The sequence below is a fragment of the Enterococcus sp. DIV0213h genome (genome assembly GCF_051711285.1).
GTDB lineage: Bacteria > Bacillota > Bacilli > Lactobacillales > Enterococcaceae > Enterococcus_D > Enterococcus_D casseliflavus.
Genome location: NZ_JBIOMH010000001.1, coordinates 3,053,320 through 3,072,597 on the forward strand (window position 1 = coordinate 3,053,320; position 19,278 = coordinate 3,072,597).

A 19,278-nucleotide genomic window follows, 5' to 3' on the forward strand; every position below is an offset into this window, starting at 1 on the left:
TTCCCAGTTTTTCTAAAATTTTTCTATTGCCGCGGCTGCTTCCAATGCCATAACTCCCGACAATTGATCTGATAAGTAAACACTTTCAGGCAATTCCTCCACAAGCCAATCTCGGTAAGTCAGCAAATGATGTTCCTTTGTACTATGCTGTAAGAGCAGTTCACAGCTGGAAATAACAAAGTATTTAATGAAGGAAGCATCCAATCCAAATTGTTGTGCTTTTTCAAACAATACTTTTAAGTATCGGTATTCGATTCCCTTAAATAATCCGATATCTCCTCCATCTCCTTGGTCATCGAACACACCACTTGCCCCAATTGTTTCAATGGACGTTTTTGCACAATGCAGTGCTTCTTCTAAATAAGCGGGATCCTTCGTTACATGAAAAAACTCGATCAAAGCGCCAATATACACTCCTTGATTATAGGTAAATTGCCATTGAACATCGACTTTTCCATCACCATTTCGATTGATACCATCTTCTACAAATTTTGTTTCAGGATTCACTAAGTGCTCTCTCATCCACTTGAGCGTCTCATGACTAGTGTTCAAATAGCGTTCATCTGCTTCTATTTGATATAGTCTTAGGGCTAAAATCATAATTGGTGCGTTTACCGGAGTATTTTTATAATCAAGCTGTGTTCTTTTCCACGCAAAACCGCCGTTCATGTGATCATTCCAGGCCGTATCAAAAATATCGAGACAGACTTCTCGCGCATCTTCTAAATATTCCTGTTTTTGAGTCAATTCATACAAGCGTAGGCCGGCTAAAGCGTTCCAAAGCATGTCGTCGTAGTATTCGTGAAGCAGTGTTCCCTGATTTCGCTGTTTATTATAGCGGTAAGTCTCTTCCGCAACTTGCAAGTACTGTTCTTTCTTTGTTCTCAAATAAGCATCAATGCGGACATCGACTAAATGAGCGATCCACCAATAGTTGAAAACAGTGTTTTCTTCCACATTTCTTAATGGATACACATTGTTTACAAATTGCTCTGGTGTTTCTGCTTTGTAGAAATAGTCAATACTTTCCTGAGCAAGCTCCGCATAGTTGTTAAAATCGGTCATTCTCCTGATCCTTCTTTCAAAATTTTATCACCTTGCTGTTGGGCATTTTCAAGGGCTTTTTGTGCATTGATTTTACCAGAAAATACATTTTCTAATTGTGGAATCAATGCGAGTCTTTCAACATCAGAGTAACCAGTAACAGTTGGTCGGATTTTAGCAAAATCCATCGTTTCAACAAAAGCTTTATATTTTTCATTTTCCGTAAAGTAAGGATCTTGTGCTGCCTCGATATTTGCTGGCAGCCACGTTGAGATTTTAGCAAATTCAACACCCACATCTGGATTTGTAGTCCACCACTTAATAAAGTCCCATGCAGCATCTTGATTTTTAGCAGTTTTCGGAATCACTAATCCGAATCCTCCAGTCAATGCGCCTTTATCACCATTTGGACCTGTCATCGGCGGTACGATACCGTATTCCAATCCATCTACTTTATCATAGTCAGCCAATGCCCAAGGGCCATTATATGCCAAAGCTACTTTTCCTGCGGCAAAGGCATCAGACCCGTCGTTAAACCCTTGTTGATAAACTTTTGCTTCATTCATCAGCTTATCCCAAAAGTCCAAAACTTCCATACCTGCTTCAGAGTTAAACGCTGTTGCAGTATTATCGGTATTCAACATGCTGCCGCCTGCTTGTTGAAGCCACATGTTGAACAAACCGACATCATCTAATGAAAAACCAGCTTGGACAAGCGTATTTCCGTCCCATTTCGTCGTTTTTTCTGCGACATCTAACAATTCATCCCAGGTTGTTGGCGGTTCGACGCCCGCTTCGTCTAATAAAGTTTTATTATAAAAAAGCGAGCGATTATCTACTAAAAGGGGGATCCCGTATTGTTTCTCTTCATACTGCATCTCTTTCACTGTCTCTTCATAAAAAGAAGTCATATCGATATTGTCTTCCGCAATTAAATCATCTAAATCCAACAGCGCATTTTTTTGAGCATACATCGCCGTATTCACCCGATCCCATAAAATGACATCTGGAATCTCGCCGCCAGCCATACCAGTCAGCAGCTTTTCTTCTACATTGTCTTGTACTTTATAAGCAACCTCATATTTATCCTGACTATCATTGTATTGATCGATCAATTGATTCAGCTGATCAACTTGATCACCGCTCCACGATCCCCAAAAGGTAATCGTTTGCTTCCCACCGTCTGCTTGGTCAGTCTGCCCATTGTTGCTGCCGCAAGCACCTAACAATGTGATCGTCCCTGCTAACAGCAATCCTTTTAAAACTTTTTTCATTTCATTTCCTCCTCTTTTTTATTTAATTCCAGCATCGGCCATTCCTTGAACATAGTTGCGTTGTGCAAAAATAAATAGGATAAGTACAGGCAATGTTGCTAAAATGGTACCTGCCATCAATGGTCCATAATTAGTATTGTAATTGTATTGAAAAGCAGCCAGTCCCACTTGAACAGTTTTCATTTCTTCAGCATTCAAAACGATCATTGGCCACATAAAGGCATTCCATCCTGCTTGAAAAGTCATGATACCTAATGTTGTTAAGGCAGGCTTGGCTAGAGGAAAATAAACATCCCAAAAAATTTTGAACTCAGTGGCTCCATCCATCCGTGCACTTTCACCAAGCTCTCTAGGCAGCTGTTCAAAAAACTGCTTCATGAAGAAAATTGAAAAAGCACCTGCAGCCCCAGGAAGTAAAATCGCCCAATAAGAATTGATCAAACCCAGTCCGCCGGAGCCGACAAGATTATTTCCACCAGCTAAAGGAAATCCCCGTAAGACGATAAATGTGGGAATCATCGTGACGATTCCTGGCACCATCATCGAAGCTAAAAAGACTAAAAAGATTGGTTTTTTTCCTTTGAATCTCAGTTGTCCAAAAGAATACCCAGCCAATGAACCAAAAAACAGATTCGTTGCGACACCTCCAAGCGCTAAAATCAGCGAATTTTTTAGATAAGTCAGAAACGGCATCGTCTTAAAAACTTCCCGATAGTGATCAAAGGTAAACTGACTTGGTATGATATTCATTGAACCGCTGAGAATCTCACTATCTGATTTGAAGGAAGTTGATATCGTCCATACAAATGGAAGCACTGTTGTTAAACTGACTATAATCACCATGAAATACCATGAAACTGTTCGAAAAGATTTTATTTTTGTCATAACTTTTCTCCTTTAATTTGTTTCTTTATTTGTCAGACGCATGTTGATCAAAGAGAAAACGAAAATAATCATAAAAAGTAAAAATGACAATGCAGAGGCATAGCCCATCTCCAGACCACCAAACCCTTTATTATAGATATAGTAAACGATCGTGATGGTAGAATTTCCCGGACCACCTTTTGTCAGCATGTATGCTTGATCAAAAACTTGAAATGCACCAATGATCAACTGTGTACTAACTAAAAAAGTAGTTTTAGACAATTGTGGCCAAGTAATTCCGAGAAATTTTTGCCATGAGTTTGCTCCTTCAATGTCAGCTGCTTCATATAACGCAGGATTGATTCCTTGCAGTCCTGCCAAGAAAATCATCATATTTCCACCGAAACTCATCCATACACTCATAATTACGATTGCAGTCATCGCCCAGTTTGAGCTGTATAACCAAGCGGGACCATTGATTCCAATCAATCCGAGCAGTTGATTTAATAATCCAACCTGAGGATTCAATAACCAATACCAGATGGTTGCGGTAGCGACTGAGGAACACAAAACCGGAAGATAGAAAAACGTTCGAAACAAGCTTGTAGTTCTCATTTTTCGATTGAGAAGCATTGCGGATCCTAAAGAAACGATCAATCCTAACGGAACATATAGAAAGGTATATACAATTGTATTTTTTAAGGAAATAAAGAAAAATTCATCTTGAAAAATTCTAGTAAAATTTCTAAATCCAACCCAATTGGGACTCTCTATAATATTGTAATCCGTAAAGCTGTAATAAAGCGCCATAATAATTGGAACAATTGCAAACACAACAAGTAAGAAAACCGGCACCAATATAAACCAATAAGCAATATTTTGCTGTTCATTTATCCCGCGTTTGTTCTTCTTCACGATTTCCATCAAGCAACCCCCCTTATTCAATATAACATTAAAAAGATTTAATATATTCATTAACTTTACAATCGAATTATATATAATAGTTTTTGTAATGTCAACGGTTTCATAAGCATTTAATTGAATAAATCGCTTGCTTTATCAATATAATATATTTAATATATAGATAAATACGATTACTAATGAAATGGAGGCGTGAAAATGAGTAAGCCATTGTACCAGGTCATTTATGAAGAATTAAAACAGCAAATTGAATCAGGAGTCGTCTCCTTGAACGAGACATTACCAACAGAAAAAGAACTATCAAAATCCTACAAAGTAAGTACCATCACCGTAAAAAAAGCCCTTGATCTTCTAAAGGAAGAGGGCTACATTCTTCGAAAGCCTCGAAAGGGCTCAGTTGTTATCAATAACAAAAAAACAGATATTTCGCCTAAAAAGCTGATCGTTGGATTGATCATCACAAATTTCACTGACTTTTTTGGCGCACAAATTCTACGTTCTATCTTAAAAACGAATGAAGAAGCAATACATTTTATTGTAAAAATAAGTTATGGCGATCCTGAAACAGAAAACAGATTGATTCAAGAACTCGTTGAGATGGGAATTCAAGGGCTCGTCTTATTGCCTACTTCCTCAGAATATACTTCTCCTAAGATTCTTGAACTAATTTCGAAGAATTTTCCAATTGTGGTTATTGATCGTTTGATGGCGAACTTACCGATATGTAGCGTTCAAACCGACAGTTTTTCAGCCGCCAAAGAACTGACTAGTTATTTATTTGCCAAGGGACATGAAAAACTCGGATTGATTACTTCTGACAGCAGCGTCTCAACGATTGACGAACGTGTCAATGGTTTTTTAGCGGCGCATGTAGATGAGAATCGGGCAGTCAGTCAAAATCAAATTTTATCAATGATCGATTCTGTCGTTCCAAATTCTTCTCGCAGTATTGAAGACGATGTAAAGCTAATTATCAGTTTTTTGGAAGAAAACACCCAAATCACTGCCCTTTTTACCACTGAATATAATATTGCACTCCTTGCAAAAAGTGCGATCGAAAAAATCGGCAAACGAGTGCCCCAAGACTACTCCGTCGTCTGCTTTGATCACCCAACAGTAAATATTTTTGATCTGAATGCTTTCGTTTTTACCCATATCAAACAAAACCAGACAGCCATTGGTCAGAAGGCGGTTGAAGTCTTGTTGCAAAAAATTGCTGATCCTGAAGCAATTGAAAAAATCAATTTAGGGTACCGTTTAATTGAAGGAGACTCAGTGGTGTCCAAAACACATTAACTTCAAAAAAACTTCTGATCAAGAATCACACTTGATCAGAAGTTTTTTCTAATTCTCCGCTTTCTGCTTCATAAACTCTTCTATTTCGCTTTTCAGCGGCATCCCTGTCTGAGCCCCCAGCTTTTGAACGGACAGACTGGCTCCGTTATTCGCCATAGAAACGGCTTCATAAAAATCCGCTCCTTCCCCTAAAGCTGCTGCCAAGATGCCATTAAAGGTATCCCCCGCACCGGTAGTATCTATAACTGAAACTTTGTTCGATGGAATCGTCACAACTTGTGACTTTTCTACAAATGTTACCCCTTTGCTTCCTCGTGTGACAACGATTCGCGTAGCGTAGTTTTTTTGCCAATCAGCAATGACTTGCTCAATTTCGTCTTCCAAAATGGTCTCTTTACCGATCAAAGCGGCAAATTCCGTTTCATTTGGTGTCAAAATATCAATATATGGCAGGAGTTCCGGTACGATCTCATTGTAAGGAGCAGGATTCAAAATCGTCAGAACTCCTTTTTTCTTAGCAAGAATCAATGCTTGTTTGATTGCTTCCACAGGAATTTCCAGTTGAGTAAGTAAGATATCCCCCTGTGAAAGTTCACTGATCGTTTGCTGAACATACACTTCATCGATCAGTCCATTCGCACCAGGAACGACAGTGATACAATTATCCTCTGCTAATTTAAAAATACTCGCAATTCCTGTGAACATATTTTTTTCACGGGAAACAGCCGACAAATCGAGAGCTTCTCTGCTGAGGTGCTGAAGAACCTTTTCCCCAAAAGTATCTTCCCCGATTTTGCCTAAAAATCTTGCTGATGCACCGTAACGAGAAGCTGCCACTGCTTGATTTGCTCCTTTGCCTCCGACAAAATAATCAATTTGCTCCCCAATGATCGTTTCGCCGATCTTCGGCATTCGTGTCGTCGTGATCACGATATCCATATTCACACTACCTAAAATCGTTATCTTACTCAAAAAATCACCTATTTCTCTTGAATATATAAAAAGGACCAAAGGCTTCTCGACCTTCAATGGTCGTTTCACCAACCTTTAAAAACCCTGTTTTTGCAAATAATCGCTGCATGGGCAAATTGGTATGATTTGTGATTGAAAGCACTGTTTCCCCTTCATCACACTGCTGTTCCAAGCAGCTATTGATCCACTGACGGCCAAATCCTTGCCCCGCTTGAGACGGCCTCGCAACAAGCCTCTGAATCGTTCTTATTCCTTGATATTCTTTGCTGACGTTTGACTGCGATTCATTTGACAAAACACCGGCACTTACAATTTTTTCTGTGTTATCCTTCAACACCAGCAGCTCTTTTTTCTCGATATCCTTCGCCAAGATTTCTAGCGAAGGATAGGTATCGGTCCACTGGTAGATTTTTCTTCTATCCATCTGCTGCTTTGCTTCGATGAAAATTTGAAAAATCTCTGCTAATTCTTGCCTTGACGCCCTCTGAAGTTCATTCATGACTCTAGTAAGGGAGCAATACCAGCGACAAAATGACCACTGCTATGATCCCAACGATCGTTGGAACGCTGGTTCGTTTCAGTAACCGAACAGGGCTGACGTCGATTGAAGAAGATACAATCATAATGACAGCGGCAACTGGTGAGATCGTTCTGCCAAGATTGGCGATCATCTGCATCGGCAATGCAATCAAAATCCCGTCAATTCCCGCTTTAGCGGCAATATCAGGAATCAATTCAATCACAGCGTAAAACATCGCCAATCCGCCGCCGCTCAAAATACCGAACAATGCGGTAGCGCCGCTGAATATCAATGCAGTTAACACCCCAGCAGATTGAGAATTTTCTACCGCACTCATTAATGAATCGATCACCCCTAAGCTTTGGATAGCTGTGGTAAACAATGAACCACCCACAACCAGCATAACTACTTGGCTGAACCCTTGTCCCATCCCTTTAAAAAGTTCGACCGCGCTTTCTTGTGCGATTTTGAAAGATTTCTTTCTCAAACATTCAATCAATAATGCGACAAAAAAGGAGATCATCGTTAAGACAAAGATATCCATTGTCACACCTTCTTTAAATATCCCGATTATACCAACGATAATGATCAACACCAAAGGAAGGAGTGGTAAAATCGCATAAAACCCAGGAACAGTCGTTTCTTCTGACTTACTTTCAATTTCTTTTAGTTCTACAAAGGCATCTTTACCTTCTTTTTTATCACAATACGTTTGCCAAAAGTAATGAACAACGGCCATGATCAGCAATGCCGGGATAGAAATTTTCGCATGGTAAAGAACATAAGTTAAAATGTTGTAGTTCAATGTTTGAGCCGCGATCACATTATCTGCACCTAAAGGTGTCGGCATGATAGTAGCAGTCATTGCGATTACTCCGGCCGCGGTCAAAGAAGAGATTCCGATCCCTTGAAGCAGCGGATAAAGAATTGCCATCAAAATTATCGCCAAACTAGATGCACTCGGCACGACTAACGACATCAAATTACCTAATAAGAAAACGATCGGAATAAATAATGCCTTGGACTTGATTTTTGTCATTGGCTGAACCAAAATATTGACGGCTTTTTGATTGGCACCAATGAGATTCATATAACCTGAATACCCGAATAAGATCATGATCACTAAACCAGCAGAACTTACTTGAGAGATAATTGTATCTTTGAGTTTCAGGAAAATATCGAACAAGGCCAAGCCGGTCCCTTCGCCTTCTGGGTAAAGCGGATTTCCTAATACGACGGATGCGCAAAGCAAAACAAGTGCCCCAATAATCAGAATCAATGCTGGGTTATAACTCTTAATAATAAAATAGCCGACAATTCCCAAAACAACGAGTACTAAAATCGCTTCTATCATTTCTTTTCCCTCCTATTTACATTTGCTGATCGCCTGTAAAAACCAATCTTTAAAGAGCGCTTCATCGATATCGATACAAACACGGCAATTGTTTTTCTGTTTCAGACGATTGTTGAGATCGACAATTGTCGCACCTGCTGTATAGGCTCCTTGTGTTTCAATTGCAACAAACGTCTCCTGAATATCGAATATCTCTGGACACAAAAGATAAGCGATCGCGCAGCTGTCATACATTTTTAAACCTGTTCCAAAACTACCGCCGCGGTATTTTTTGAATAACTGCACCATCATGTCTCCAGTTTGGTTCATTTTCTTGATTTTTGCACTGTCCTCCGGATATACAAGCGCTTTGGCCCCCACATCTAACGGGGCTACAGCGATCGGCAAACCGCTTTCAAAAGCAATTGCAGCAGCCTCGGGATCAATCGCAATATTAAACTCTGACAACACACCGAAATTTCCTCTGCCTAAGGCTCCACCCATCAAAACGATCTCTTCGATTTTTTCTTTGACTTCTGGATAAATCTTAAATAAAAGAGCAATATTCGTTAATGGACCTAATGCGGCGATCGTAATTTTTCCTTCATTCGTTTTGATCGTTTGATACATCGCTTCAACAGCTGAAGTTTCCAGCAGCAATGAACGATCCGGTTCCGGAAATGAATAGCCGGCCATCCCTGTTACCCCATGCACATCGCTGGCATCTTTGACTGCTCGCGTTAACGGCTGAGATGCACCTTGAGCTGCTGGAATCGATAAATCCCAGAAGGAGAGCAGTTTCAACAAATTATTGGTGACATGTTCAATACCGACGTTTCCAGCCACTGTTGTGATCAACTTAACGTCCAACACTTCACTAAACAAAGCAATTCCTAACGCAACTGCATCATCGATCCCCGGATCCGTATCAATAATGACTTTTCTTTTTTCCATGCATATTCCCCTCTCATTTTGATAAAACGTTTTATCAAACTTTTAAAAAAAGCGAACATTTGATAAAGCGTTTTATCTAATGTTCACACAAAGAATAGCATTGTTTTAAAACGCTGTCAACAGTAAAAAAAGAGTTTCACTGAGAAACTCTTTTAGATACACTGTTCTTTTTTATCAATCTTGGTGTCAGTTGGACATAGCGCGGCTTCTGCCCGCTGATCGCATTCATCAAAGCAAAAACCGTTTTCTCACCTAAATCATTTACATCTTGTTCCACAGACGTTAGGGACACCTCTAAAAGATCATTTAAAACAAGATTGTCGTATCCGACGATCGAGACATCTTCTGGAACCTTGATTCCTAATTCTTTGGCACGCTTCATGATTCCTAACGCAATCAAATCGTTGCCGGCAACAATACCAGTGACTTCTCGGTTTTTCAAGAGAATATCCGCTTTTTCATAAGCATCCTCAAATTGAAATTTTGTTACCACATGCCAACTGTCTTTTCGCTGGAGACCAAATTCTTTCAACGCATCTAAGTATCCTTGGTACCGATACACACAATTGATATTTTTATCCGGGTTCATCATGGTACCGATCTTTTTGTGTCCTTTTTTTATCAGTTCACAGGCAGCAATATACCCCCCATGCCGATTATTATAAAAGACTTGATCGACTTCAAAGTTATCTATTCCTCTATCAACCAAAACGATTGGAACCGAAAGTTTCTTCAATCGTTCTTTGGTTTGTACCTCATCCGCGTAGGATTCGGTTGAAAGGGCGATGATCAACGCATCAACGTTGCGGTCAATCAGGAGCTGCATCAATTCCTTCTCAACGTCAGCTTTATCATCAGAGTTTACCAAAATCAGCAAGTACCCCTGTTTTCGCAGCAAATCTTCCAAGACTTTGGCCAAGTTGGCAAAAAAAGGATTGTTGATATCAGGGATGATCAGTCCGATCGTGTTGGTTTTTTTCAATACCAAGCTTTTGGCGGCAGCATTCGGCGTATAATTGTTTTCAGCTGCCAAGCGCTTGATCTGCTGTTTTTTTTCTTCCGTGATCCGAATCGGTTTGTCGTTCAACACTTGTGAAACGGCTGCGATCGATACACCCACTTCTTTTGCAATGTCTTTTAATCTGACCTTCACTATATACCCCTTTCTCTTTCCTGCTTTTGTAAATGAAACAAGCACTCAACCTGATCGTTTTCAGCAAATCTTTTTTCTGTTGCTCAACAAAACAGATTTAAAAATCAGGAATATGATCGATTGAAGAATAGACCGTTCTTTTGGCTCTCTTTTAGATATTCCACTTTACCCAGTCGGCAAACAGCTCCGGCCAGCGAACAACAGAAGCTTCTACTCCATGCCGATCACTGTTGGCCGTTTCCGGCGTTCCTAGGCTCAAACCATGTCCACCTCTAGGAAAAATATGCAATTCATAAGGTACGTTGGCTTTTCGCAGCTGTTCGGCAAAAACAAGGCTGTTTTCTGCTAAGACTAATCCATCTTCTAACGTATGCCACAGAAACGTCGGCGGTGTGTGCACGCTGACTAAGGTTTCCAATGACAAAGCGGCTTTATCCGTATCATAGCGATCTGCTAATAATGAACGGAAGGAATCTTGATGCCCAATTTCTCCACTAGATAATACAGGGTAACTCAGTAAGAGGCCATTAGGTCGCCACTCTTCATTTCTCCCTTGCAAAGCCTCTGCTAGAAAAGGTTGCTGCCAAGACACACCCAAGTTAGCAGCTAAATGGCCACCAGCTGAAAAACCAGCAACGATGATTTTTTCAGGATCGACGTGCCAGGTGTCATGATTGGTGCGGACAAGACGAACGGCAGCAGCCAATTCCTTTAAGGCTAACGGATAGACAGCCGGTTTGATACTATAATGCAACACAAAGGCTTGGAAACCAAAGCTCATCATTTTGATGGCGATGGGTTCCGCTTCACGATCCGATAACATTTCATAGCCGCCGCCAGGACAGATGATGACCGCCGGTCGGACACGATCTGGTTCCATTTCAGGAGAATTTTCGATGACATAGGTAGTTAAACTTGCTTGGCTTTCTGGTAAAAGTGCAGATCTTTGTTCATGTATCACGGGTTGCGCCTCATTTCATTGTAATTTTATAGACAATTGGTTGGTCGGTTTCAATTGGTTCAAAAGTTAGTTGCAAGCCTTCATCGGTCACTTGCCAATCAACAGGCTGTTCTTCGTATCCTAGAATCGTAACGGTTTGGATGATACCGTGAAATTCTGGTAGATTTTGATCTTTAGAATGGGCAAGTGCCTGAATCGTTGCGTATCCATTGTCAGGACTTGCCATGCCAATAGCATACAACGAATCCCCCTGAACCGTAAAGCGAAAATCCCGACTCGTGTAAATAGCAGCCTGTGCTTCTTGGAATTGCCCCGATACAACAGTCGTAGGTCCTTCACCGGCTTTGCGCCATGGTTTCGCTTCATAAATGGCTTCACCGTTTACATCAAGCCACGTGCCGATTTCTTTTAAGATCGCTTGATCTTTTTCTGGGATCGAACCATCCCCTTTCGGCCCGATATTCAAAAGGAGATTGCCGTTTTTACTGACGACTTCGATCAAATCCTGTAAAATCTCACGTGTTGTTTTATAATCCAATGTCGTGGTATAGCACCATGAATTACGAGCGATCGCTGTGTCTGTTTGCCAGTAAAAAGGTTGTGGTTCGGCAAATTTCCCCCGTTCGATCTCCACGATACCACTACCAAACATCATGGCATCGTGTTTGTAGCAGATACCAACTTTTTTGCCCCATTCAGCCCCACGATTGTAATAGTAAGCAGCGAAAAGTTGCAGATGCTCCTTGAAGGCTTCGTGTTGGATCCACCAATCAAAATACAGCAGCTCTGGTTGATAGTTGTCGACGAGTTCACAGGTTCTAAGCAACCAATCATCTAAAAACTCTTTTGAGGGGTATGGCTCGCTATACAAATCTTGATTATCAGGTTCTGGCATAGCAGGCCAATAAAAGTCGCCTTTTTCTAGAGGTTCCTTGATGTCGCTGTCAAATTCCTTACCATGTCCCATGAAAAACCAATGTTCGGCACGATGAGAAGAAGTACAAAAATGCAGGCCTTGCTCCTCTGCGGCTTTTTTTAGTTCCCTAAGAATATCTTTTTTCGGCCCCATAACTGCCGCATTCCATTCAGACAGCTCGCTTTTATACATCTGAAATCCATCGTGATGTTCTGCAACGGGAAAAAGATAGTTGGCACCGGCTTGTTTGATCAAGCGAATCCATTCATTTGCATCAAATTTTTCTGCGGTAAACATCGGAATAAAGTTTTTGTAGCCGAAGTTTTTTTGCGGTCCATAGGTATCGATATGGTGATCGTATTCTGGATGGCCTTTGATGTACATATTTCTGGAGTACCACTCGTTGTTAAATGCGGGAACACTATACAATCCCCAATGAATGAAGACCCCAAATTTTGCTTTGGAGAACCATTCCGGTAGAACAAAAGCGCCCAATGACTGCCAATTTGGAAAAAAGGGGCCTTGGTTTGCAACTTGTTTGATTTTTTCGATCGTGATCATGGATCATCCTCCTTGTGAAAAGCAGCGGATCACCGCTCTTTTTTTTCAGACAGCTAGTATCGTTATCTAGTTTTACCTAAAAAAGAAAGAGAGGCAAAAAACGTCAACTCGTTTTCTGCCAGACTTTCTTCTTATGCAATTTAAACAACAGATTCGTACAGATTCGCTGTCATTTATTTCATAATCTCTTCTCTTGCTTTATTTTGATTCTCAGCATTTTCAATATCTACTGCCAACACATCGTCATAACCTAAACCAATTGCGGTTTTCTGCATTTCGTCTTTTAACTGTTCAAATTGTTCTTCATTAGATGCAAAAACCATTTTCCATGAGAATTCTTTGATCGTTGATCCGATCTGGCTGCGCAGCGTAGAAATTTCAGAACTATCTTCTGGTGTAATAAATGTAGCGCCTGGTGCTACCATGATTTGATTGTTTTCTTGTAAAAACTCAATGGCACTTGAGACACCGCCCATTTGAGCTGACCAGTCTTCTTTCAATGCATTAGAAGTAGCTTCTGCATAGGAATCCCATTGATTGAAATTATAAGGATAACCGGTATTTGGATTTTCATCGATCAGCAGAACGGAGTTGAAATTCAATGCTGAACCGCCGTCTTTATAGCTGCCGCCGCCAAATTCTTCTGGTACATCTGCATCACCGTCGATCAATGCTTCTTTCCCGAAATCTGTCAATACGGGCGCACCATCTTCGCCGACTTCCCAAGTCAATCCTTCTGGACCGGAACCACCGACGGTTTGAGATGAGTTTGCCATGATTCCTTCTGGGGAATACAGCCAATCGATAAATTCGGAAATTCTTTGCGGATCATCTGCATTCGAACCGATACCAATGAAAAGATTTCCACCATTGACTTTCGCACCATCGGAATAATTTTTTTGATCCTTGATTGGTGCCAGCATAAAGCCAACACCTTCATCCATATTTTGGGTCGTATTGTAGGCAGATTGTCCTAACCAAGGGAACCAAGAATACAAGACTTGCCCACCTTGGAATTTTGAATAAAGAGTGTCATAGTTTTGTGTCGTTGATTCAGGATCAACAAGTCCCAGTTGATTTGCTTCATAATAAAACTTCAACGCACGCATATATTCTGAATCATCGTCCAGCAGTCCTTGAATGTCGCTGCCATCGGCTCTCGCTAAGGCATATCCTACTGTATTGTAACCGTACATTTGAGCTAACTGGACGGCATTTGACATGGAATCACCATCCCAATCGCTGAATAAAGAGAAACTATAGACGCGTTTACCATCTTCGGTTGTCCCCTTGGCTTCTTGCATTTGTTGAAGGATCGGAAGCAAATCTTCTAAGGTATTCATTTCCGGATACCCCACTTCTTTGTACAGATCCCAGCGCAAGTATGCTCCTACGTTCAAGTCAAGACCTTCAGAAGAAGTATCTGGAGAAGAATTGGAAACTTCCGTTGGAAAACCGTAAATTCCGTCTTGTCCTTCATTCAAAAATTGGACAGCACCGTCATACTGCTTTAAATTCTCCATCGATTCATACAGTTCGGATGATTCATACAGTAAGCCGCCTTGTACCAATTCATTGTACTCTTTTCCATTATTGATGATGATCAAATCACCTAAATCACCAGCTGCGGTACGAGTTTGATACAAGGTATCACCATTACCTGCGACATTAGGCGCAATGATATTTAACTCAATATTGAACTTATCCTTAACTAATTCACCAAACCATCCGCCTTGGATGCCCATATAATTAGCAACGCTATTGTAGACATCGATCGTTAGTGTTTCACTGTTATCACTAGAACTCTCATTCGATGATTCATTCGATGAGCCGCAGGCAGCTAACCCGAGCAAGACTCCCCCGCATACGAGACCCATTGCTGTTTTTTTCAACCATTTTTTGCTTTTCATTTGTTTTTCCCCTTCCTGTTTTGTTATTATCTACCCTTTGACCGCTCCTAGCATGATTCCTTTTACGAAGTATCGTTGGAAAAGCGGATAAATAAACATAATTGGTAACACTACGATCACTGACACGGTCATCCGAATCGATGTCGGTGTTTGTGTCGTGGCTGCTGAGGCCACACTAGATAACGCACCGCCAGAATTTTTGACCATTTGGGCTAGTGAATTAGCTTGATTGATATAGGTATACAGCAGATATTGCAGTGAATAAAGGCTTTGATCGGTGATATAGATCAATGTATCTTGGAATGAATTCCACTGGGCGACTGCCGAAAAAATGGCCACAGTTGCTAAGATCGGCATACAGTTCGGCAAAATGACTTTGAAGAAAACTTGCAGAATGTTCGCTCCATCGATTTCAGCTGCTTCCTGTAACGATTTGGGAATCGATTCAATATAGGTTTTCACCAAAATGATATTAAACGGTTGAACGATCGCCGGCAAAATATAGACCCAAAAGTTATTTGTTAAGCCAAGGGTTTTCATGGTGATGAACATTGGGATCAGTCCTGCATTAAAGTACATGCTGATAATGATAAAGCGATACCAAAATTTTCTTTTCCACATTTTTTCTTGCGTGAACATGAAGCCGAGAAAAGCAGAAGCTAGTACTGTACAAGCCGTACCAATGACTGTTCGGGCAACCGATACGATGGCCGCAGCGGTCAATCCGCTTAATTGAAACACTTGCCGATAATTTTCAAAATGAATCCCTTTTGGTACAAACCGAACATCGCCTAATGCACTTAATTCGTTGTTGCTGATTGAATTAATGATTAGATAATAAAAGGGATAAGCGCAAATCAACGTGATCAAAACAAAAAATGTATAGTTTAAAATCGTAAATGCAGCATCGCCTTTGCTGCGCGCTTCTTTTGTTTTCTTTTTGGTTCGTTTTCGATTGAGATTTTCTGATAATTCCATGACTATCCCTCCTTAGATGATCGATGACCCTCTGATTTTCTTTGATGCAATATTAACGATTGCCAAAAGAGCGACGCTGACTAAGCTTTTCAACATACTGATGGCAGTTGCTAATGACAAACTATTGCCGCCGAGACCGATATTATAGACATAGAGGTCCAGCACCTGGATCGTTTCTTTGTTAAAGGCATTTTGGAATACAAAGTACTGATCCATCCCGTTATTAAGCAAATTAGCAATCGACAACATCAACATGACTAAAAACGTAGGCATCAACGCTGGCAGCGTGATATGACGCATCAATTGGAAGCGGCTGGCGCCATCAATTCGCCCGGCTTCATACAATTCAGGATCGATCCCAGCAATCGCCGCTAAGTACATAATTGCTCCCCAGCCCAAACCTTTCCAGATGTTCCATAAACACATCATCAGCCACGTATGATTGCCGCTGTCTAAGAATTTGATTGGATCTGTGATCAGTCCCCACTCTTCAAGTAGTGTGTTCAATAGGCCCGTCGTAGAAAAGAGACTGAAAGCAATGGTATAAACCAACACCCAGCTAATAAAGTTGGGCAATGTAGTCAACGTCTGCACCAAACTTTTAAACCACTTCCATTTGACTTCATTTAAGAGAATTGCAAAAGCCACAGGGAAAATCGATGTAGCAATACCCAAAAAGCTCATCGCAAAAGTATTTTTCATGACTTGCACGATCTGTGCGACTTGCGTTTCACTTGAAATCAGCATGCGGAACCACTTTAATCCGACAAACTCACTTCCTGATAATCCTAACGCCGGCTTGTAATCAAACAATGAATAAATCCATCCGTGTAAAGGAAAATAAGCAAATAAAAATACTAAGCAAAGAAAAGGCAAGACGCAAAGGAACATGATCTTTCCTTCTCGATTTGCTCTCTTGCTGATAACCGGTTCTTTATTTCTTCCAATCTCCATTTTCATCCCCCTCGCATTGTAAACGCTTTACTTTAATTATCCTATCATCTCATCTTCTATTTGCCATCTGACAAAAATGGACTTTGATACGTACATTTTAGACATTCTAAACAACTGTTTGTCCAGAAACCTTATCAAACCAGCATTTAACATGAAAAAACAATTTTGATAAGGCTTTCAAAATAACTGATTTACATGTAAACTACAAATAACATCAACGAGGAGGAACACTTAATGAAGTTCAAACCAGACAGTACGTTTCATCAAGTAACGACGACACTCATCCATTTCATTTTTTTAAATATTGTTTATCTTTTATTATGTTTGCCCGTCATTACCATTGGCTGGGCCACATCCGCTTTATATGAAGTCTGTCTCAACTATGCTGATGGTGAAAGAGGCGAATTGATACCTGACTATTTCCGAGCCTTAAAAAGCAATTGGAAACCAGCAACTGTCGTATTTTTTGTCTTGCTTCTACCATTGGTAATCTTGATTTTTAGTATTAGCTTCTGGTTTTCCCTCAAGACACTCTTTGGCGGTATCGTTGGCGTAGTTGCTTTGATTTTAGGCAGTTATTTCTTGATCGTGCTCATTTATAGCTTGGCATTGGTCGGTCGATATGACACGTCGATCAAACAAACCATTAAAAATGCGATGCTGCTGCCGCTGGTTGAACCACTGCGTTCAATGATGCTGCTATTAATACTAGTGATCACCAGTGCATTATGGTTATTCGTACCGTTTTTTAGAATACTCTTTCTGTTCTTCGGAATTGCTTTTGTTATCTACTGCAGTTGTTTTCTCTTATTAAAGATTTTCACCAGATATCAAGCGTGAGGATGATTGAATGAAACATTCCTTTGTAAAACACCTCAACCAGTTCTCTATTCGTCGGCAGTTGTTTATTATCTATCTGCCGATTATTATTCTTTCGACCGTCACTATCGGTTTGATGTTGGTTTGGGACTCTACCAAACAATTGACTGGCAATTATCAGCATCTTACAGAGCTGAATGCTCAGCGTGTCAAATCTATTTTGTTTGATACCACTAATACCTTGACTAACTCAGCCAGCACGCTTTCTAATGATACGCATTTACGCACGATTTTGACAACTTCTTTCTCAGAAGAACAAGAAGCAGCTGATACGATCAGTGAGTATGAACGTATCGATGAAATACGAAGTTTACAAACTTCGATTGCTGATTTGACCATCTATACTACAAATGAGACCATTCCAGATTACAAGTTCTTTCGCCAAGCGGATGATGCGATCAAAGAAAGCCTCTGGTACCAACGAGCAATGAAACAGCCGGATGCTTTTTTAATGACCTCTGAACAAGAGGGGGAAATGAATCGGCTCACCTTATATAAAAATCTTCCCCTGCCGCTCTCTGAGGAAAGTGCTGTTTTAGCCATTCAAGTGGATTACAATTATTTAAGTAACCGACTTCGTAATTCTTCCTATAAATTAGAATTGCAACTGAACGATGATGCCAACTTTTACAGTGATACGATCAATCAAGTCGGAGAACCAATTCGTTTTTCAAGTGATTCTGAACTAAGTACAGCAGATACCTTCCTCAAAAAAAATGATGATCGTTTTCTGATTGCAAAAAGCACCTTACCCATGAGTAACAAAGAAGATATCATCACGATTTATAGTGCGGATACCAATGCCTATCGCAATCTACGCACTAATCTGATCCGGTGGAGCACGATCGTTTTGGTGATTTTGATCACTACTTTCATCATTGTCTTTCTCTTTGCTCGATTCTTTACCAAACGAATCTCTCAACTGCAGCAGGCGGTCTACTTTGCCTCGATCGAGGATTATGATTTCTTTCAAAATATCAGCGGTGAAGACGAGATTTCACAGATCTCTCTTGATTTCCACAAGATCATTCAACGAATCAAGAAAAAAGAAGAAGTGATCTACCGTTCACGTTTGGCACAGCAAGAGCTGTTGACTCAGCAGCAGCAAATGGAATTTAATATCTTAGCGGGGCAGATCAACCCCCACTTCTTGTTCAATACATTAGAAACGATTCGTATGATGGCGCTGACTTCTGGCAATTCTGACGTCGTTTATGCCATCAAGTTACTGGCAAAATCGATGCGCTATACGCTAGAAGCCCACGGAACCAAGCGAACGAGCTTAGAAGAGTCCTTAGACGCGGTTCACGTGTATGTCAAGATCCAGCGGATGCGCTTTGGCGATCGAGTCAACTTTTCCTATTCAGTCTCCAATGAGATCGACCAAAAAGAAGTCCAAATATTGCCCCTCCTGATTCAACCATTGGTGGAAAACGCCATCTCCCATGGCTTGGAAGGCATCACCTATCCAGGGTTTGTCCGTTTGACGATCACCAAAGACGGCCATGATCTGGTGATCGTGGTACAAGACAACGGCAGCGGGATACCGCCAGAAAAACTCGAACGCTTGCAGCAAAAAATCAAGACGCCCTCCACCCATGCCAAAAAGAACATTGGGCTAGCCAACGTCAATCATCGGGTCAAAATGTTTTATGGACCTGAATACGGCTTGACGATCGAGAGTGTGTTGGGCAGCGGCACACAAGTCACCTTGCGGATCCACGATCTAAGCCAAGATTCATTTTCTCCTCACTAAAACAGTAAAGCCCCCCTTCGATTTCTGAAACA

The 19,278-nt window shown here is 40.8% G+C and carries 17 protein-coding genes; 3 read left to right on the top strand and 14 right to left on the bottom strand.

Annotated elements, in window-relative coordinates:
* Positions 1 to 12: 12 nt before the first annotated feature.
* Genes IGI77_RS14325 through IGI77_RS14340 form a run of 4 tightly spaced genes read right to left on the bottom strand, consistent with a single transcriptional unit; the run spans position 13 to position 4,106 of the window.
* Positions 13 to 1,065: a glycoside hydrolase family 76 protein gene (locus IGI77_RS14325; RefSeq protein ID WP_015510275.1), complete on the bottom strand. Its 1,053-nt coding sequence runs from the start codon at positions 1,063 to 1,065 to the stop codon at positions 13 to 15.
* Positions 1,062 to 2,318: an ABC transporter substrate-binding protein gene (locus tag IGI77_RS14330; protein ID WP_413126211.1), complete on the bottom strand. Its 1,257-nt coding sequence runs from the start codon at positions 2,316 to 2,318 to the stop codon at positions 1,062 to 1,064. Before IGI77_RS14330 ends, IGI77_RS14325 begins: the two co-directional genes overlap by 4 nt.
* A gap of 18 nt (positions 2,319 to 2,336) precedes the next feature.
* Positions 2,337 to 3,203 carry a carbohydrate ABC transporter permease gene (locus tag IGI77_RS14335; RefSeq protein ID WP_015510277.1) on the bottom strand — a complete coding sequence of 289 codons (867 nt, stop codon included), beginning with the start codon at positions 3,201 to 3,203 and terminating at the stop codon, positions 2,337 to 2,339.
* Positions 3,204 to 3,215: 12 nt separating this feature from the next.
* Positions 3,216 to 4,106 carry a carbohydrate ABC transporter permease gene (locus tag IGI77_RS14340; protein ID WP_438770252.1) on the bottom strand — a complete coding sequence of 297 codons (891 nt, stop codon included), beginning with the start codon at positions 4,104 to 4,106 and terminating at the stop codon, positions 3,216 to 3,218.
* 195 nt (positions 4,107 to 4,301) lie between these two features.
* On the opposite strand from IGI77_RS14340, the gene IGI77_RS14345 reads away from it, so the two are divergent.
* Complete coding sequence (locus tag IGI77_RS14345; protein WP_438770253.1) at positions 4,302 to 5,399, top strand: GntR family transcriptional regulator; 1,098 nt, start codon at positions 4,302 to 4,304, stop codon at positions 5,397 to 5,399.
* Positions 5,400 to 5,447: 48 nt separating this feature from the next.
* Here IGI77_RS14345 and rbsK read toward each other — a convergent pair whose 3' ends face one another.
* The 10 genes from rbsK to IGI77_RS14395 all read right to left on the bottom strand — a co-directional run bounded on the left by rbsK (position 5,448) and on the right by IGI77_RS14395 (position 16,611).
* A complete protein-coding gene (gene rbsK / locus IGI77_RS14350; RefSeq protein ID WP_128488481.1) occupies positions 5,448 to 6,371 on the bottom strand; it encodes a ribokinase in 924 nt (307 codons plus the stop codon).
* Positions 6,372 to 6,375: 4 nt separating this feature from the next.
* Complete coding sequence (locus IGI77_RS14355; protein ID WP_249686509.1) at positions 6,376 to 6,795, bottom strand: GNAT family N-acetyltransferase; 420 nt, start codon at positions 6,793 to 6,795, stop codon at positions 6,376 to 6,378.
* 79 nt (positions 6,796 to 6,874) lie between these two features.
* Complete coding sequence (gene dcuC / locus IGI77_RS14360) at positions 6,875 to 8,245, bottom strand: C4-dicarboxylate transporter DcuC (RefSeq protein WP_015510282.1); 1,371 nt, start codon at positions 8,243 to 8,245, stop codon at positions 6,875 to 6,877.
* 12 nt (positions 8,246 to 8,257) lie between these two features.
* A complete protein-coding gene (rihC, locus tag IGI77_RS14365; protein ID WP_438770254.1) occupies positions 8,258 to 9,178 on the bottom strand; it encodes a ribonucleoside hydrolase RihC in 921 nt (306 codons plus the stop codon).
* 136 nt (positions 9,179 to 9,314) lie between these two features.
* The gene (locus tag IGI77_RS14370) at positions 9,315 to 10,331 is read right to left on the bottom strand and encodes a LacI family DNA-binding transcriptional regulator (protein WP_015510284.1); all 1,017 of its coding nucleotides are present in this window, start codon (positions 10,329 to 10,331) and stop codon (positions 9,315 to 9,317) included.
* A gap of 151 nt (positions 10,332 to 10,482) precedes the next feature.
* Complete coding sequence (locus IGI77_RS14375) at positions 10,483 to 11,292, bottom strand: alpha/beta hydrolase (RefSeq protein ID WP_438770255.1); 810 nt, start codon at positions 11,290 to 11,292, stop codon at positions 10,483 to 10,485.
* A 10-nt stretch (positions 11,293 to 11,302) separates the two neighbouring features.
* Positions 11,303 to 12,769, bottom strand: a complete 1,467-nt coding sequence (locus tag IGI77_RS14380; protein ID WP_438770256.1) for an alpha-L-fucosidase — start codon at positions 12,767 to 12,769, stop codon at positions 11,303 to 11,305.
* A gap of 173 nt (positions 12,770 to 12,942) precedes the next feature.
* Entirely contained in the window at positions 12,943 to 14,679 is a 1,737-nt protein-coding gene (locus tag IGI77_RS14385) for an ABC transporter substrate-binding protein (RefSeq protein WP_438770257.1), read from the bottom strand.
* A gap of 30 nt (positions 14,680 to 14,709) precedes the next feature.
* Positions 14,710 to 15,657 (bottom strand): carbohydrate ABC transporter permease, encoded by a 948-nt coding sequence (locus IGI77_RS14390; RefSeq protein WP_086337921.1) that lies wholly within the window; start codon positions 15,655 to 15,657, stop codon positions 14,710 to 14,712.
* A gap of 12 nt (positions 15,658 to 15,669) precedes the next feature.
* Entirely contained in the window at positions 15,670 to 16,611 is a 942-nt protein-coding gene (locus IGI77_RS14395) for an ABC transporter permease (protein ID WP_015510289.1), read from the bottom strand.
* Positions 16,612 to 16,845: 234 nt separating this feature from the next.
* Here IGI77_RS14395 and IGI77_RS14400 point away from each other — a divergent pair, with 234 nt between their 5' ends.
* Positions 16,846 to 17,451, top strand: coding sequence for a YesL family protein (locus tag IGI77_RS14400; protein WP_438770258.1), 606 nt, complete (start codon positions 16,846 to 16,848; stop codon positions 17,449 to 17,451).
* 10 nt (positions 17,452 to 17,461) lie between these two features.
* The gene (locus tag IGI77_RS14405) at positions 17,462 to 19,246 is read left to right on the top strand and encodes a sensor histidine kinase (protein ID WP_438770259.1); all 1,785 of its coding nucleotides are present in this window, start codon (positions 17,462 to 17,464) and stop codon (positions 19,244 to 19,246) included.
* Positions 19,247 to 19,278 lie beyond the last annotated feature (32 nt).

Excerpts from the sequence above, each read along its gene's own strand:
- IGI77_RS14340 (WP_438770252.1), bottom strand. The coding sequence starts at position 4,106 with ATGGAAATCGTGAAGAAGAACAAACGCGGGATAAATGAACAGCAAAAT.
- IGI77_RS14330 (WP_413126211.1), bottom strand. The coding sequence starts at position 2,318 with ATGAAAAAAGTTTTAAAAGGATTGCTGTTAGCAGGGACGATCACATTG.
- IGI77_RS14325 (WP_015510275.1), bottom strand. The coding sequence starts at position 1,065 with ATGACCGATTTTAACAACTATGCGGAGCTTGCTCAGGAAAGTATTGAC.
- IGI77_RS14390 (WP_086337921.1), bottom strand. The coding sequence starts at position 15,657 with ATGGAATTATCAGAAAATCTCAATCGAAAACGAACCAAAAAGAAAACA.
- IGI77_RS14395 (WP_015510289.1), bottom strand. The coding sequence starts at position 16,611 with ATGGAGATTGGAAGAAATAAAGAACCGGTTATCAGCAAGAGAGCAAAT.
- rihC (WP_438770254.1), bottom strand. The coding sequence starts at position 9,178 with ATGGAAAAAAGAAAAGTCATTATTGATACGGATCCGGGGATCGATGAT.
- IGI77_RS14345 (WP_438770253.1), top strand. The coding sequence starts at position 4,302 with ATGAGTAAGCCATTGTACCAGGTCATTTATGAAGAATTAAAACAGCAA.
- IGI77_RS14335 (WP_015510277.1), bottom strand. The coding sequence starts at position 3,203 with ATGACAAAAATAAAATCTTTTCGAACAGTTTCATGGTATTTCATGGTG.
- dcuC (WP_015510282.1), bottom strand. The coding sequence starts at position 8,245 with ATGATAGAAGCGATTTTAGTACTCGTTGTTTTGGGAATTGTCGGCTAT.
- IGI77_RS14385 (WP_438770257.1), bottom strand. The coding sequence starts at position 14,679 with ATGAAAAGCAAAAAATGGTTGAAAAAAACAGCAATGGGTCTCGTATGC.
- IGI77_RS14380 (WP_438770256.1), bottom strand. The coding sequence starts at position 12,769 with ATGATCACGATCGAAAAAATCAAACAAGTTGCAAACCAAGGCCCCTTT.
- IGI77_RS14405 (WP_438770259.1), top strand. The coding sequence starts at position 17,462 with ATGAAACATTCCTTTGTAAAACACCTCAACCAGTTCTCTATTCGTCGG.
- IGI77_RS14355 (WP_249686509.1), bottom strand. The coding sequence starts at position 6,795 with ATGGATAGAAGAAAAATCTACCAGTGGACCGATACCTATCCTTCGCTA.
- IGI77_RS14400 (WP_438770258.1), top strand. The coding sequence starts at position 16,846 with ATGAAGTTCAAACCAGACAGTACGTTTCATCAAGTAACGACGACACTC.